The organism is Mycolicibacterium houstonense, from assembly GCF_900078665.2.
Taxonomy (GTDB): domain Bacteria; phylum Actinomycetota; class Actinomycetes; order Mycobacteriales; family Mycobacteriaceae; genus Mycobacterium; species Mycobacterium houstonense.
Genome location: NZ_LT546207.1, coordinates 2,291,748 through 2,307,288, shown reverse-complemented (window position 1 = coordinate 2,307,288; position 15,541 = coordinate 2,291,748). Strand labels below are relative to the sequence as shown.

The 15,541-nt window shown below is 65.3% G+C and carries 16 protein-coding genes; all 16 read left to right on the top strand.

Features of this window, described 5'->3' with window-relative positions; genetic code table 11:
- Positions 1-62 precede the first annotated feature (62 nt).
- The 16 genes from BN4332_RS11505 to BN4332_RS11425 all read left to right on the top strand — a co-directional run bounded on the left by BN4332_RS11505 (position 63) and on the right by BN4332_RS11425 (position 15,538).
- A complete protein-coding gene (locus BN4332_RS11505; RefSeq protein ID WP_066898560.1) occupies positions 63-977 on the top strand; it encodes an alpha/beta fold hydrolase in 915 nt (304 codons plus the stop codon).
- A complete protein-coding gene (locus BN4332_RS11500; protein ID WP_066898559.1) occupies positions 970-2,649 on the top strand; it encodes a bifunctional 3-(3-hydroxy-phenyl)propionate/3-hydroxycinnamic acid hydroxylase in 1,680 nt (559 codons plus the stop codon). The genes BN4332_RS11505 and BN4332_RS11500 overlap by 8 nt, the downstream gene beginning before the upstream one ends.
- Positions 2,606-3,529: a 3-carboxyethylcatechol 2,3-dioxygenase gene (locus tag BN4332_RS11495; RefSeq protein ID WP_066898558.1), complete on the top strand. Its 924-nt coding sequence runs from the start codon at positions 2,606-2,608 to the stop codon at positions 3,527-3,529. Before BN4332_RS11500 ends, BN4332_RS11495 begins: the two co-directional genes overlap by 44 nt.
- Positions 3,526-5,310, top strand: coding sequence for an FAD-binding protein (locus tag BN4332_RS11490; RefSeq protein ID WP_066898557.1), 1,785 nt, complete (start codon positions 3,526-3,528; stop codon positions 5,308-5,310). Before BN4332_RS11495 ends, BN4332_RS11490 begins: the two co-directional genes overlap by 4 nt.
- Positions 5,307-6,614, top strand: a complete 1,308-nt coding sequence (locus BN4332_RS11485; RefSeq protein ID WP_066898556.1) for an LLM class flavin-dependent oxidoreductase — start codon at positions 5,307-5,309, stop codon at positions 6,612-6,614. The genes BN4332_RS11490 and BN4332_RS11485 overlap by 4 nt, the downstream gene beginning before the upstream one ends.
- Before the next feature lie 2 nt (positions 6,615-6,616).
- Positions 6,617-7,450, top strand: coding sequence for a coniferyl-alcohol dehydrogenase (locus BN4332_RS11480; protein WP_066898555.1), 834 nt, complete (start codon positions 6,617-6,619; stop codon positions 7,448-7,450).
- Between the two features lie 14 nt (positions 7,451-7,464).
- The gene (locus tag BN4332_RS11475) at positions 7,465-8,451 is read left to right on the top strand and encodes a cyclase family protein (protein WP_096867071.1); all 987 of its coding nucleotides are present in this window, start codon (positions 7,465-7,467) and stop codon (positions 8,449-8,451) included.
- Positions 8,452-8,457: 6 nt separating this feature from the next.
- Positions 8,458-9,039: an NADPH-dependent FMN reductase gene (locus BN4332_RS11470; RefSeq protein ID WP_066898553.1), complete on the top strand. Its 582-nt coding sequence runs from the start codon at positions 8,458-8,460 to the stop codon at positions 9,037-9,039.
- A 187-nt stretch (positions 9,040-9,226) separates the two neighbouring features.
- Positions 9,227-9,541, top strand: coding sequence for a WXG100 family type VII secretion target (locus BN4332_RS11465; RefSeq protein ID WP_066898552.1), 315 nt, complete (start codon positions 9,227-9,229; stop codon positions 9,539-9,541).
- A 9-nt stretch (positions 9,542-9,550) separates the two neighbouring features.
- On the top strand, positions 9,551-11,185 hold the full coding sequence (locus BN4332_RS11460; protein ID WP_066898551.1) for a DUF4185 domain-containing protein: 1,635 nt from the start codon (positions 9,551-9,553) through the stop codon (positions 11,183-11,185).
- Between the two features lie 696 nt (positions 11,186-11,881).
- Positions 11,882-12,436 (top strand): hypothetical protein, encoded by a 555-nt coding sequence (locus tag BN4332_RS11450; RefSeq protein ID WP_066898550.1) that lies wholly within the window; start codon positions 11,882-11,884, stop codon positions 12,434-12,436.
- Between the two features lie 47 nt (positions 12,437-12,483).
- Entirely contained in the window at positions 12,484-12,714 is a 231-nt protein-coding gene (locus tag BN4332_RS34270) for a methyltransferase (RefSeq protein WP_066898549.1), read from the top strand.
- 209 nt (positions 12,715-12,923) lie between these two features.
- Positions 12,924-13,748 (top strand): alpha/beta fold hydrolase, encoded by an 825-nt coding sequence (locus BN4332_RS11440; RefSeq protein ID WP_096867070.1) that lies wholly within the window; start codon positions 12,924-12,926, stop codon positions 13,746-13,748.
- Positions 13,745-14,554 (top strand): SDR family NAD(P)-dependent oxidoreductase, encoded by an 810-nt coding sequence (locus tag BN4332_RS11435; RefSeq protein WP_066898547.1) that lies wholly within the window; start codon positions 13,745-13,747, stop codon positions 14,552-14,554. The genes BN4332_RS11440 and BN4332_RS11435 overlap by 4 nt, the downstream gene beginning before the upstream one ends.
- 127 nt (positions 14,555-14,681) lie before the next feature.
- Positions 14,682-15,347: a TetR/AcrR family transcriptional regulator gene (locus BN4332_RS11430; protein WP_200820290.1), complete on the top strand. Its 666-nt coding sequence runs from the start codon at positions 14,682-14,684 to the stop codon at positions 15,345-15,347.
- Positions 15,344-15,538, top strand: a complete 195-nt coding sequence (locus BN4332_RS11425; protein WP_066898545.1) for a ferredoxin — start codon at positions 15,344-15,346, stop codon at positions 15,536-15,538. Before BN4332_RS11430 ends, BN4332_RS11425 begins: the two co-directional genes overlap by 4 nt.
- The last annotated feature ends 3 nt before the right edge of the window (positions 15,539-15,541 follow it).

The following is a 15,541-nucleotide window of genomic DNA, read 5'->3' as shown; positions in this document are numbered from 1 at the left end:
ATGTGAGCAAAGTGCTTACAAATTTGGAGAATAAGATTCTCGCTTCCGCTGGAGAGGGGACCATGACAAGCACTGCCGCCGGGCCTGCCCCGGGCTCCGTTTCGGCCGTCGAGCACGAGAGCGTCTGGCGTGACCTGCAGGGCGTGGCGTTTTCGCAGGGCTATCTCGATGTGGGCGGGGTGCGTACCCGCTACTTGCATGCCGGTGACCCGAAACTGCCTGTGCTGGTGCTCTTGCACGGGTCCGGCGGGCACGCCGAGGCCTACGTGCGCAACCTGCAGTCACACGCCGAGCACTTCTCGACGTGGTCGATCGACATGCTCGGGCACGGCTATACCGACAAGCCCGGTCACCCACTTGAGGTGCCGCACTATGTCGACCACCTCATCGGTTTCCTCGACACCATCGGCGCGCCGCGCGCCCACATCTCGGGTGAGTCGCTCGGTGGCTGGGTGGCCGCCCGGGCCGCGGCCGATCATCCGGATCGGGTCGACCGATTGGTGCTCAACACCGCGGGTGGTTCGCAGGCCGATCCAGAAGTGATGAAGCGGATCATCACGCTGTCCATGGCGGCGGCGGAGAACCCGAGCTGGGAAACCGTGCAAGCCCGGATCAAGTGGCTGATGGCCGACAAGAGCAAGGATTACGACGACATCGTGGCCAGCCGGCAGGCGGTCTATCGCCAACCCGGATTCGTCGCCGCGATGAGCGACATCATGGCCCTGCAGGATCCGGAGATCCGGGCGCGGAATCTGCTGGGGAAGAAGGAATACGGCGCGATCACCGCGCCGACCCTGGTGTTGTGGACGAGCGACGACCCGACGGCCGATGTCAGCGAAGGCCGGCGAATCGCCTCGATGATCCCGGACGCGCGGTTCGAGGTGATGCCCGACTGCGGGCACTGGCCGCAATATGAAGACCCTGAGACGTTCAACCGGCTGCACCTGGACTTCCTGTTGGGACGGGAACGTGGCTGACGACGTCGATGTCGTGATCGTCGGGGCCGGGCCGGTCGGCCTGACCCTGGCAAATGTCCTTGGTATTCAAGGTGTCCGGACCCTCGTGGTGGAGGAACGCGACACGCTGATCGACTACCCGCGCGGGGTCGGCCTCGACGACGAATCGCTGCGCACCTTCCAGTCCATCGGCCTGGTGGACGCGATCCTGCCCCACACCGTGCCCAATCAGATCCTGCGGTTCTACGACGCGAACCGTCGGTTGCTGGCCGAAATGGCGCCCCCGGACGCGCGATTCGGCTGGCCGAAACGCAACGGGTTCGTCCAGCCGCTGGTGGATGCGGAACTGCTGGCCGGGCTGGACCGATTCGAACACGTCCAGGTGGCCTGGGGACGGCGGATGGAATCGGGGGTCGAGACCGCCGACGGTGTCACGGTCGAATTCGGCCCCGATGCGCCCGCGGTGCACTCCCGCTACGTGGTCGGGTGCGACGGCGGACGCAGCGCCACCCGCCATCTGATGGGGGTATCGTTCGACGGCACCACCTCGGCGACCCGCTGGGTGGTCATCGATCTGGCCAACGATCCGCTCGGTCACCCGAACAGCGAGGTCGGTGCCGATCCGGACCGGCCATACGCCTCGATCTCCATCGCCCACGGCATCCGGCGATTCGAGTTCATGATCCACGCAGACGAAACCGACGAGCAGGCCGAGGGTCCCGAGTTCGTCGCGCGGCTGCTGGCGCCGTTCGTCCCGCACCCGGACAAGGTCGACGTGATCCGGCGCCGGGTCTACACCCACCATTCCCGTATCGCCGGGAATTTCCGCAAGGGCCGGTTCCTGTTGGCCGGCGACGCCGCGCATCTGATGCCGGTGTGGCAGGGCCAGGGATACAACAGCGGTATCCGCGACGCGGCCAACCTGGGCTGGAAGCTGGCCGCGGTGGTCAACGGCCAGGCCGGCGACGCGCTGTTGGACAGCTACGACACCGAGCGCCGCAAGCACGCCAGGGCCATGATCGACCTGTCCACGTTGGTGGGACGGGTCATCTCACCGACCAACCGCAAGGTCGCGGTGTTGCGGGACAAACTGATTCGCGGGGCCTCGGTGGTTCCGGCGCTCAAGCGCTACGTGCTGGAGATGCGGTTCAAGCCGATGCCGCGCTACGACCAGGGCGCGGTCTTTCACCCGGTGCCGCCGACGGCGGAGTCTCCGGTGGGCACCTTGTTCATCCAGCCTCGGGTGGACACCCGCGACCGGTCGAACGTCTTGCTCGACGATGTGATCGGGCTGAATTTCGCGGTGCTGTGCTGGAACAACAATCCGCGGGCACTGCTCGGTCAGGACGCCTACGAACGCTGGAAAGCCCTGGGCGCCAAGTTCATCGCCGCGCGACCACAGACTCAGCTGTGCTGGACCGGGCACGACGCGGACCACGACGACGGGTCCGTGGTGGTCGTCGGGGACCGCACCGGTGCGCTCAAATCCTGGTTCGACGCGCACGTCCAATCCGTGCTGGTGCTGCGCCCGGACCGATGCATCGCCGGGGCCGACATCGCCCAACGTGCCCCGGAACTGAGTGCGGCCCTGTTCGAGGTTCTGCAGATGGCGGAAGGAGGAGTGAACGGTGCCAGTAGCCCTGTGCTGTATGTCCCACAGCCCACTGCTGAATCTTCCGGGACCGTCGGCTGAACTCCTCGACGAGATCGGCTCTGCGCTCGACGCCGCGCGTGCCTTCGTCGCCGATTATGACCCCGAACTCGTCGTCACCTTCTCGCCGGACCACTACAACGGATTCTTCTACCGGTTGATGCCGCCGTTCTGCATCGGCACCGCGGCCGCCGGGGTTGGTGACTACGGGACACACCAGGGGGCGCTCGACGTCGCAGGTGACCTCGCGCAGGCATGCGCGGAGGCGGTCTGGGAGTCCGGGGTCGACATCGCCATCTCGACGAGCATGGACGTCGACCACGGCACCGTGCAGCCGTTGCAGGAGTTGTTCGGTGCGGCGACGGCGCGTCCCATCGTGCCGATCTTCATCAATTCCGTTGCCACCCCGCTGGGTCCGCTGTCGCGATCGCGCGCCCTCGGCGCGGCCGTGGGTGCTTTCCTCGGCACTCTCGACAAGCGGGTGTTGGTGCTGGGTTCCGGAGGCCTGTCGCATGACCCGCCGGTACCGACGCTGGACACCGCGCCGCCGGCCGCATTGGACCGGATCGTGCACGGGGCGCCGATGTCTGCCGAGCAACGGATGGCCCGGCAGCGGGCGGTGAGTCAAGCGGCCCACGATTTCGCCCACGGCGACAGCCCGCTGCGGCCGCTGAACCCTGACTGGGACCACGGCCTGCTGGAGATCTTCGACGAGGGCAGGCTCGCCGATTTGGACGGCTGGTCGAACGCCTTCATCGCCGGCGAAGGTGGCAACTCGGCCCACGAGATCCGTACCTGGGTGGCCGCGTTCGCCGCCCTGGCAGCCAACGGTCCGTACCGGACCGGCAACCACTTTTACCGGGCGGCACCTGAATTGATCGCAGGTTTCGCAATCAGGACGGCGGTAGGAATCGCAGCATGACCCCAGACACCAAGACGTTTGACGAAACGGTGGATGTGCTCATCGTCGGCTCCGGCGGCGGAGGCATGACGGCTGCGCTGACGGCCGACGCGGCCGGCCTCGACACCCTGGTGGTCGAAAAGTCACCCCACTTCGGCGGTTCCACCGCACTCTCCGGCGGCGGCATCTGGGTGCCCGGTGCGCCGTCGCAGCGCCGTGCCGGCTACGTGCCCTCACCCGACGGGGTGTTCGACTACCTCAAGCAGATCACCGCGGGAACCGTCAGCGACGCCCGGTTACGCAAGTACGTCGAGGCCGCTCCGGAGATGATGGACTTCCTCGAGCACAACAGCGAATGGTTCGAGTTCGTCTGGAAACCCGGCTACGCCGACTACTACCCGGAACTACCGGGCGGCTCCGCCCAGGGCAGCACCATCAACGTGCCGGCCATCGACCTGCGCAAGCTCGGCGAGCACGAGCAGGAGCTGCTCGCCCCGCTGGCCCTGGCGCCCAGGGGAATCTGGTTCGCGCCCAAGGACCTTCGGCTCTTCTACCAGGTCCGGCAGAACTGGCGCGGTAAAGCCGTGCTGCTGAAGCTGATCTGGCGGATGGTGCGGGCCCGCGTCTTCGGTGACCGGATGGCGGCCATCGGCCAGTCGCTGGCGGCCCGGATGCGCCTGGCGCTCAAGCAACACGACATCCCGCTGTGGCTGAATGCGCCGATGACCTCGCTGATCACCGACGATGACGGCGCGGTGCTCGGTGCCGTCATCGAGAGGGACGGGCGCGCGGTGAGGATCCGGGCCACCGGTGGGGTGATTCTGGCCTCGGGCGGATTCGACCACGACATGGCCTGGCGCAAGGAGCACCTGCCGGTGCTGGAGAAGGATTGGAGTTTCGGCAACCCCGCCGCCACCGGTGACGGCATCCGGGCGGGAGAGAAAGTCGGCGGCGCCACCGAATTACTCGACGAGGCGTGGTGGTTCCCGGCGATCTGCTGGCCCGACGGCCGACTGCAGTTCATGCTCAACGAGCGGATGATGCCGTCACAGTTCGTGGTCAACGGTGACGGCAAGCGGTTCATCAACGAGGCCGCCCCCTACATGGACTTCGCGCACGCCATGATCGCAGGACAAGAAACCGGCGTCGCCCACATCCCGTGCTGGCTCGTCACCGACATCGACTCGTTCCACCGGTATGTGGTGGCCGGGCATCTGCCCATCCCCAAGATCCCGTTCGCCCCGGTCCCCACCGGGCGCAAAGTGCCGCAAGCCTGGCTGGATTCGGGTGTCGTGGTCGAAGCGCACAGCTGGGAAGAGCTGGCCGGCAAGATCGGGGTGCCGCCGGAGAACCTGCGGGCCACCGCCGAGCGGTTCAACCAGCTGGCTCACGCCGCCCACGACGACGACTTCAACCGCGGCGACAGCGCGTATGACAACTATTACGGCGATCCCACCCTGCCAAATCCGAACCTGCGTCCGCTCGGCAAGCCGCCGTACTACGCCTTCCAGATCATCCTGGGCGACCTGGGCACCTCGGGCGGTCTGCGCACCGACGAGCACGCCCGGGTTCTGCGCGCCGACGAGACCGTGGTCGACGGGCTCTACGCGGTGGGCAACGTCTCGGCGGCGGTCATGGGTCGCAGCTACGCCGGTGCGGGCGCGACGATCGGGCCCGCGATGACATTCGGATACGTGGCTGCCCGACACATCGCCGCGCAGGTTGCCGCACAACCAGTTTCGTCAGCCGTCAACGCACGAGTCCAGGACACCGTCAGCAACCCCTCAGGAGGAGACCGATGAAGATTTCGCTGTTCTACGAGTTCCCGCTGCCCAGGCCGTGGTCGGAGGACGACGAGCATCAGCTGTTCCAGCACGGTCTCACCGAGGTCGAGGCTGCTGACAAGGCGGGTTTCTCCACCGTCTGGCTCACCGAACACCACTTCCTGGAGGAGTACTGCCACTCGACCGCGCCGGAGATGTTCCTGGCCGCGGCCAGCCAGCGCACCAAGGACATCCGGTTGGGTTTCGGGGTCATGCACCTGCCGCCGCCGATCAACCACCCGGCTCGTATCGCCGAGCGCGTCGCCACCCTGGACCATCTCTCCAACGGGCGGGTGGAGTTCGGCACCGGCGAGGGCTCCTCGGTGGCCGAGCTCGGCGGTTTCAACATCGACCCGGCGGACAAGCGCACCATGTGGGAAGAGGCGCTTGAGGTTTCGATTCGCTGTATGACCGAGGCGCCGTTCACCGGCTTCAAGGGCGAGCATGTCGAGATGCCGGCCCGCAATGTGATCCCCAAGCCGCTGCAGAAGCCGCACCCGCCGGTCTGGGTGGCCTGCACCCGCCCGTCGTCGGTGCAGATGGCCGCGCAGAAGGCCATCGGCGCGCTGAGCTTCGCCTACACCGGCCCGGAAGCCCTCAAGGAGCGGGTCGACGGGTACTACAAGGAATTCGAAGAGCAGGGTGCCCCCATCACCCCGGCGATCAATCCCAACATCCTGGCCATCGGCGGTGACCTGTCGATGATGGTGGCGAAATCCGACGACGAGGCCCTCAAGCGTCTCGGTATCGGCGGTGGCTTCTTCTCGTTCGGGATCATGCACTACTACCTCACCGGCATGCACACCCCCGGCCGCACCAAGGTCTGGGAGCGCTACCAGGAGGCGGTCAAGGAGGATCCGACACTGGCCTACGGTCCCGGTCGCGGGGCCATCGGCTCGCCCGATACCGTGCGTGAGTTCCTGCGCAGCTACGAGGCCAGCGGGGTCGACGAGATCATCCTGCTGCTCAACCCGCGCAGCCACGAGGGCACGATGGAGTCCATCGAGATCATGGGCAAGGAGATCCTGCCCGAGTTCATCGAGCGGGACGCGAAAGCAGTGGCGGACAAGGCCAAGAGGCTGGAGGCAATTGTCGAGAAGGTCGAGTCCCGCCGCCGTCCGTCCGACGCGCCGCTGTTCGACGAGACCTACGCCTTCGGTGGCCTGCCCACGGGTCGCGACAAGTTCACCGCCGGTGAGATCCCCGAGGCCATGGCCGAGATCAACGAGGGCCGGGTCAAGGCGGCCGCGGCCGAGAAGGCGGCCCGCGAATCAGCCGGCTGACCGTGACCCGGTTGAGCGAGTTGGTGCGCTACGACGACAAACACGTCGTGGTCACCGGCTGCGGGTCGGGCATCGGCGCCGAGGTCACCCGCGCGTTGGGTGAACTCGGCGCCCGGGTGACCGGCTTGGATCTGGCCGGGCCCGAGCACGGGCCAGAGACATTCGTCCAACTCGACCTGGCCGACCAGGAGTCCGTCGCCCGCGCCGCCGCCGCAGTCGAGGGCCCGGTGGACGCGCTGTTCAACGTGGCGGGCGTGTCCTCGGGTATCGGTGATCCACTGCTGGTGGTGCGGATCAACTTCCTTGGCACTCGGCAGTTCACCGAGGCATTGGAGGACCGTATCGCCGGCGGGGGATCGATCACCTCGGTGTCCTCGCTGGCGGCGTCGGGCTACCGCGAAAACCGCGCCACCACAGCGGGACTGCTCCGGACCCGGTCGGTCGACGAGGGGTTGCGGTGGTGTGCCGAGAATCCGGAGGCCCTGGCCGACGGCGGCTACCGATTGTCGAAGGAGGCGATCATCCTCTACGGCATGCGCCGGGTCGCCGAGTTCGGGGCCCGGGGCATCCGGATCAACTGCACCGCCCCGGGGGTGACCGCGACGCCCATTCTCGATCAGCTGCGCGAGGCCTACGGGCAGCAGTATCTCGATTCGTTCACCACGCCGCTGGGACGGAACTCCGATGCTGCAGAACAGGCAGCACTGCTGGCGTTCCTGGGTAGTCCGGCGGCCAGTTATGTGACCGGGCAGGCGATCTGGGCCGACGGCGGCATTCTCGCCCAACGGGAGGCCGACCTGGTCGATGCTGTAGACGACGCTGATCAGAGGAGTTGAGCTTGGCCGGGACGATGAGCGACTTCCGCAAGGTCGCCGATGATGTGCGCAACTGGGGTCGCTGGGGTGACGACGACGAGCTGGGCACCCTGAACCTGATCACCCCGGACAAGGTCGCCGAGGGCGCGTCCTTGGTCAGGAAGGGCAAGGTGTTCGCGCTGGGTGGTGACTTCTCCTCGGCCGGGCCGCAGGGTGCGTTCCAGTTCCGGCAGAACCCGACCCACGTAATGACGGTGGACGGCGGCGACGCGAACACGCTGGCCCGGTACGGCCCGCAGTGGCTGCGCAACACGGTGGCCCACCAGGTCAGCGAGTTCTTCGTGGACAACCCGTTCCGCTTCAACGACGACATGATCGTCATGCCGCTGCAGGCCGCCACGCAGTGGGACGCGCTGTCGCACGTCTACTACGAGGACAAGCTCTACAACGGGTTCCCGGCGGATTCGGTCACCAGCTTCGGCGCCTTCCACTGCGGCATCGACAAGGTCGACGGCAAGGGCATCACATCCCGCGGCGTGCTGCTGGATGTGGTGCGCCACCGCGGCGCCGAGCAGTTCTTGCCACCGGGCAGCCCGGTGACCCCGGCCGAGCTCGACGACGTGGCCCGCGCACAGGGTGTGGCCATCACGCCCGGGGATATCGTGGTGGTGCATACCGGTTGGTGGACCAGGTTTTTGGCCACCGGCGATGGCGCCGAGCCGGGTTCCGGACTGGACTGGCGGTGCGCGTCGTGGCTGCACGACCTTCAGGTGGCCGCCGTCGCGGCCGACAATCTGATGGTCGAAGATCCCGACCCGGCCAACGGGGTCGAGGGCACGTTCCTGCCGATGCACTTGCTGTGTTTGCGCGACATGGGCCTGATGTTCGGCGAGTATTGGGACCTGGGTGCGCTGGCCGCCGACTGCGCGGCTGACGGCGTCTACGAATTCCAGCTCGTCGCCCCGCCGCTGCGTGTCACCGGGGCCGTCGGTTCGCCGGTGAACCCTATTGCGATCAAGTGAGGGACCGTGACATCTCCTGAGAAGATTCCGTTCGTGGTCGGTCTCGGCGGCACCCTTCGCGCCGACTCCTCGACCGAACGTGCGGTGCGGTACTGCCTAGAATCCGTGGAACGCCAAGGGGGCCGGACCCGGATGTTCGCGGGCCCCGATCTGGAATTGCCGATGTATGCGCCGCATTCATTGGAGCGCACACCCGCGGCCCTCGAGTTCGTCTCGGCGTTGCGTAATGCCGATGCCGTGGTGGTGGGCTCACCCGGCTATCACGGGGCGATCTCCGGTCTGGTCAAGAACGCGCTGGATTACATCGAGGATCTGCGGGAAGACCCGCGGGTGTACCTGGACAACACCCCGTGGGGCTGCATCAGCTGTGCCTACGGTTGGCAGGCCGCGGTGGGCACGCTGGGACAGTTGCGCTCCATCGGTCATGCACTGCGCGCCTGGCCCACCCCGCTCGGGGTGGCGATCAACTCCGCCGACCAGATCTGGGACGAGTCAGGCGCATTGGCGGACGGTCCGGTTCGGAATCAGCTCGACATGCTGGCCAATCAGGTGCTGACCTTCGCCCGGTCGAGTGGGGCAGCGCGGTGAAAGTGCTCGAAAACGTAAGCGAGGTTGGCTGACAACCGTCCGCTCAGTCGTCGAGAATCACGGTGGGTTCTCTTGCGCCTCGCTGAGGCGCTGCCTGGTTTGTGGGACTAGCGGTTGATGCGTTGGCTGGGTAATCGGCGGGTGTACTCTTTGCGTATACCTAGGTTGCTGGGCGGGGGGTATAGCGATGTCCAAGGCAAATGAGCCGTTGCAGGTAGATCCTGCCGAGCTGCGTGTGGCGGCGGATCGGCTCGACGGCCAGGCCAATAGCTTCGTCGAGAAGCACCAGGGGGCGCACGCTCGGGCTGGCGGGACCGCTCTGGGATCGGGTCAGGCTGCCACCGCGTTGCCACAGATGCTGGCGGCGTGGGAAGAGCAGGGCTTGCGGTTCGGCGAGCATTTCGCCCGACATGCCGAGGGGCACCGGCAGGCGGCGACCGGCTATGAAAAGACCGACGAAACTGCAGCCGCAGGGATTGATGATGCGGGTTCGGAGCTTTGAGGAACTTAGGTGTCGTTAACGCTGCGGGAGCTTCTTTTCCTGCCTCCTGAGATCGCCGAGTTGGCTAAGGGCACTCGCGACATGGCTGACAATCACTCGAATTCGTCGGAGTTTTACCAGTCGCTGGCGACGCTATCGACGTGGGATGGTCAGGCAGCTGGTGCGGCGATGAGTTCGATGTTGATGATCGCGGGACTGCACGATGTTGCCTCAGGGCAACTGAAGGCGGCGGCTGCTGCGATGGACCGCTGCGAGGCTGACGCCGAGACCGTGGCGAATGATGTTCGTGACCTACTGAATTATGCCGCCGAGGCACCGGGCATTCAGGTCAACGCGGACACCAACCAGGTGATGCCGCCCGATACGGCACACCTCGATGCCGAGGCAGCGCAAAAGGTCGCGGACAAGGTCACCGATCTGCAAGCGCGGATTGCAAAAGTTCTAGCTGCTGGCGCTGCAGTCGATGGTGATCTGGCGCAGGCGATTTCGACCGCTACGGGGGTCCCTGCTGGCGATGCGCCGACCACACTGCAAGATCTGCTGTTGCCGGGGATTTCAGACGGACCGTTGGCGGAGGGTGACGTTCGCAACCTGGGGCCTGTGGCAGGGACGGGTGCTTACCCCGGAATCCCCGGTATCAAGGCCGCCGATCTCGGCGAAATCATCGAATTGCCGAATGGTCAGAAGATCGCGATCTTTGGCGACTCGTACACAGGTGACAAGCAAGGCGACGGAACACACTATCCGTCGGTCGCAGTTCCCGTCACGTTCGACGCGGATGGGCGCCCACAATTCGGCGAGCCAATCACCGGACCAGACGGCAGTCCCAACGTGTTGTTCCCTCTCCCGAAGGCGGTGGCTGAGGCCGGTGCCAACAATGCGCTGCCTTCAGGCAGCATCACGATGAAAGACGGACGTACCGTCATGATGGTGGTGGGCACCAACACAAACGAAGGTTTAGCTCCCAAAGGGGGATCCTGGCTCGTGGAGGTCAATAAGGGCACCGACCTCTCGAACGGGCGGGGCCTGGTCCCTGTCGATGTGAATGGAGGTCGGGATTCATGGAGACCATGGGAATCCGCGCCGGCTCCGCTACCGAACGACCCGAACCATCGGGCAAGTGCGCCGGGCAGCGTTCCCTCCCAGATAAGCGGATTCGAGGCTGACGACGGCAATGTGTACATCGCCGCGGATACTTTTGACCGCAACCAGGGCGTCACCATGTACCGGGTTGACGCTGATCAAGTTACGAACCGCGATGCCTGGCAGCCGTGGACAGGGCAGGATTGGGGCAAACCGGGGGAGGTTGCCACCATCCCAGTAGGCCCTGACCGCTACGGCGAGTTGAGCTTCCGTGAAGTTGACGGAAGGCCGGTTCTATCGGGATTCAATGGCAGTACGGGGAACGTCGAGGTGTTAGTTGGCGCTGGCGGCGACCCAACTCAGATATTCGCCGACTCATCGAAGACGGTCGTAGCGGAGGGTGGCCACTGGGGCGAACCAGGCAAGGTTCCGCAGAACTATGGTGGGTACATAATGCCCGGCGCGACGCTCGACAATATGGACATTTGGGTAAGTCAATGGAATACGGACACTGGCAGCCCATACACCGTTGGACAGTTCCGAGTAAACCCGAACAATTGACCGTTGATAACGCCATACTAGTCTATTCCGATGGGACAGATATGATCGCAAAGACGTTTGCCGCGGGTGCGGGCGTTCTCGTTGTTGCTCTGTTGAGCGCCTGTAGCGCGCATGCGGATCCTCCGAGGTTCCCTGATCTGGGGAGCTACACTCCTGTCGATGTCGGAGAATATGCGGTAGATGCTTCGACACCCGGTATACCTTCTAAACAAGTGTATTTCCGCACGCCTGACGGCGTTACCTGCAACTTTCTATCGGGACAGGCGCAGTGCATCGGAAACGATCTTCCTGGGCTACCGCCGGCGTCTCCAACGTCGAAAGGTGCACCGCGTGTCAACTGGATCGGCACTTCCTCAGGATTGAAGCCCGTTGTTCCGTCTGATGATCGCTCGGCAGGCGTCAAAACGCTTCCCGCGCTGCATTCGATCACCGTTGATGGAGTGATCTGCGGGGTGGACGATTCGGGGACAACGGCGTGTAAGGATCCGCAGGGCCGCGGATTCGTCCTGTCCCCGTCGTGGTCGGGGTGGCTACCAAAGACATGAACAGCCGAAGGCCACGAGGTACGACCGATTGCGCAGAACTGCTCGGCAACAGAGTCGCATATTCATTGCTGGATTTGGTGTGTCGTCATCAATATCGTGAAATGGTGTGATTGCTGGCGTTCGCGGGGTTGGCGTCGATAGTCTCACTGCGATGAGTGATTCGGATGATGCAGCCCGGCTACCTGCCGAGGCGCGTGCCCGCAAACTCATCGACGAGCAGCTCACCCAGGCCGGTTGGTTGATACAGGACAAGAAAGACCTCAACATCTTTGCCGGGCAAGGAGCCGCTGTCCGCGAAGTGGTGCTGAAGCCAGGCCACGCGCGGGTCGACTACCTGCTGTACGTGGACAAGGCGGTCGTCGGCGTCATGGAGGCCAAACCCGTCGGGACGCCGCTCTCCGGTGTGGAATGGCAATCGGCGATGTATGCCGATGGGCTCCCCGCTGAGGTGCGGATCAAGGCGAAGACTCGGGACGGCCGGCTGCCGTTCGTGTTCGAGGCTGCCGGCGTCGAAACCCACTTCACCAACGGGTTCGATCCGGAACCGCGCGCCCGGCTGATCTTCAACCTTCCGCGGCCGGAGACGTTGGCCCCGACAAGAAGCCAGCGGCCGAGCAGCCGTGGACTACCAAGCTGTGGGTGTACGACCTGCGTACCAACCAGCACTTCGCGCTCAAGCAGAATCCGCTGCGACGCCACCACCTAATTGAGTTCGTTGACGCCTACTTGTCAAGGAAACCGCGTGAGGAGCGCGTGGAGTCGGAGCGGTGGAAAACATTCACCTACGACGACCTCATCGCCCGCGACAAGGTGAACCTAGACATCTCGTGGCTGCGCGACGAATCGCTGGAGGATGCCGACAACCTCCCGGCGCCGGACGTGATCGCCCGCGAGATCGTGGAGGACCTGGCCGCTGCGCTGGCGGAGTTTGAAGCTGTCGCTGTAGCGCTCGAGGCTGCGGCAAACGGTGAGGTCACTGAGTAGCCCGTCCGACGACGAGTGGATGGACAATTGCCGGCATCAGTCGCCACATGCCCTCGTCGGCCGCGACGGCGAATCCGCACCGGATCTCCGACCCCTCCAGCATTGCTATGACGCTACGCATGACCGGTCTGCCTGAGTAAGCACTCCGATCATCTCAGAGATCCGAGAATGATGTTCTCCAATTCAGAAAACATCAGTATCGTGTGGCCGTGGACTTCGCACGCAAGACCATCGACGTCGACGGTTTGACCACCGGCTACCTCGAAGCCGGGTCCGGGGACCCCGTCGTCCTGTTGCACGGTGGCGAGTTCGGTGTCAGCGCCGAACTGGCGTGGGAGCGGGTGATCGACGAACTGGCCGAGCATTTCCGCGTGCTCGCCCCGGACATGCTGGGCTTCGGTGGCAGCGCCAAGGTCATCGACTTCACCGACGGACGCGGGCTGCGGATCCGGCACGTCGCCCGGTTCTGCGCCGAACTCGGCGTCGGCTCAGCGCATTTCGTCGGTAACTCGATGGGTGCGGTCAATCTTCTGGTGGACGCCACGTCGGAGAATCCGCGGTTACCCATGCGATCGCTCACCGCGATCTGTGGGGGAGGGGAGATCCAGCGCAACCAGCATTCGGCCGCGCTGTACGACTACGACGCCACTCTGGACGGGATGCGACGCATTGTCACCGCGCTGTTCGCCGGTCCGGCCTATCCGGACGACGAGGGGTACGTGCAACGGCGCTACGAGTCGAGCATCGCGCCGGGGGCGTGGGAAAGCTTGGCGGCGGCCCGGTTTCGACGGCCCGGCCTGGAACCGCCGGTTATGCCGTCGGCGCAACGGGACTACGACCGCATCGGGGTGCCGACCATGATCATCGAGGGGGAACACGACAAGCTGCTGCCGTCCGGTTGGGCCGCCGAAATCGCCGGCCAGATCGCCGATGCCTGCAGCGCGGTGATTCCCGGCGCCGGGCACTGCCCGCAGATCGAACAGCCCACCGCACTGACCGCGGTGCTGCTGAAATTCCTGAAAGAGGTGCAATGACAGGCAACGAGCTGGCCGGAAAAGTCACGGTGGTGACCGGCGGTGCATCGGGACTGGGTGAGGGATTGGTGCGGCGGTTCGCCGCCGAAGGCGCCCGGGTGATGATCGGTGACATCGACCAGGACCGCGGCAAGGCACTGGCCGAGGAGCTGGGGGAGAACACCCGGTTCCTGTCCACCGACGTGAGCGATGTCGATCAGGTGGGCCGTCTGGTGTCGACCTCGATCGAAACCTTCGGTGGCCTCGACGTCATCGTCAACAACGCCGGGGTCTCCGGCCGGATGCACCGCCGCTTCCTCGACGACGATCTGGCCGATTTCGACACCGTGATGCGGGTCAACGTCCGCGCCGTCATGGCCGGGACCCGCGATGCCGCGCGGTACATGTCCGAGCACGGCGGCGGCTCGATCCTCAACCTGACCTCGATCGGTGGTATCCAGGCCGGTGGCGGGGTGATGACCTACCGGGCGTCCAAGGCTGCGGTCATCCAGTTCACCAAGTCGGCGGCGATCGAGTTGGCCCACTACGAGATTCGGGTCAACGCCATCGCCCCGGGCAACATCCGCACCGCGATCGTGGCCAAGTCGGCCTCGCCCGAGGAGCGCGAGCGCATCGAGGAGTTCGAGGCCGGGATTCGGGCCCAGATGCGCATTGACCGCCCACTCAAGCGGGAGGGCACCGTCCAGGACGTCGCCGAGGCGGCGCTCTACTTCGCCACCGATCGATCGCGCTACGTCACCGGAACCGTGCTGCCGATCGACGGCGGCACGGTCGCGGGCAAGGTCATCGTCCGCAAGCCCAAATGACCCCGCCGACACTACGGTTTCTGCTGCAGTAATCCGGTTATTTCATCAGAAACCGTAGTGTCGGCGGGGCGGCGACGAATTAAATCAACTGCTTGACTTAATTACAGGAGGGGCGTTGACTGTAACGGTGACAGCAGCCAATCGGACCGCTCGCGCCGATCGGGCCAGCAGTACGCAGGAGGCGATCCTCAAGGCGGCCGAGCGGCTCTATGCCGAACACGGGGTGTTCGCGGTGTCCAACCGGCAGGTCAGCGAGGCGGCCGGGCAGGGCAACAACGCCGCGGTCGGCTACCACTTCGGCACCAAGACCGACCTGGTCCGCGCCATCGAGCACAAGCACCGCGGCCCGATCGAGTACCTGCGCGAGCAGATGGTCGCCGATATCGACGACTCGGCCGGGCTCCGGGACTGGGTCGCGTGCCTGGTTCAGCCGCTCACCGATCATCTTGCGGCGCTGGGAAACCCGACGTGGTACGCCCGGTTCGCCGCCCAGGTGATGACCGACCCGGCCTACCACGACATCGTCGTCCGCGACGCGCTGAGCTCGCCGTCTCTGGTGCAGGTGATCGAGGGCATGACCAACTGCCTGCCCGAACTGCCCGAGGAGATCCGCGCCGAACGCAACATCATGGCGCGAAATCTGTTGATGCACAGCTGCGCCGACCGGGAACGGGCGATGGCGCAAGGAGCCGATGTGCCCCGGGCGTCCTGGCAGGGTGCGGCGTCGGGACTCATCGATGCCATCGTCGGCTTGTGGATGGCGCCGGTTACCCAGGAAAGCGATCGCTCATGAAAGTCAGCGTCGACCAGGACAAGTGCGTGTCCTCGGGCCAGTGCGTGCTCAACGCCAGCGAGGTGTTCGACCAGCGCGACGAGGACGGCGTCGTCGTCCTCCGAGAAACCGCCCCCGGACCGGACCAGACCGACAACACTCGCCGCGCAGCGGCGGCCTGCCCAGCCCTAGCCATCCAGATCGAGGAATGACAC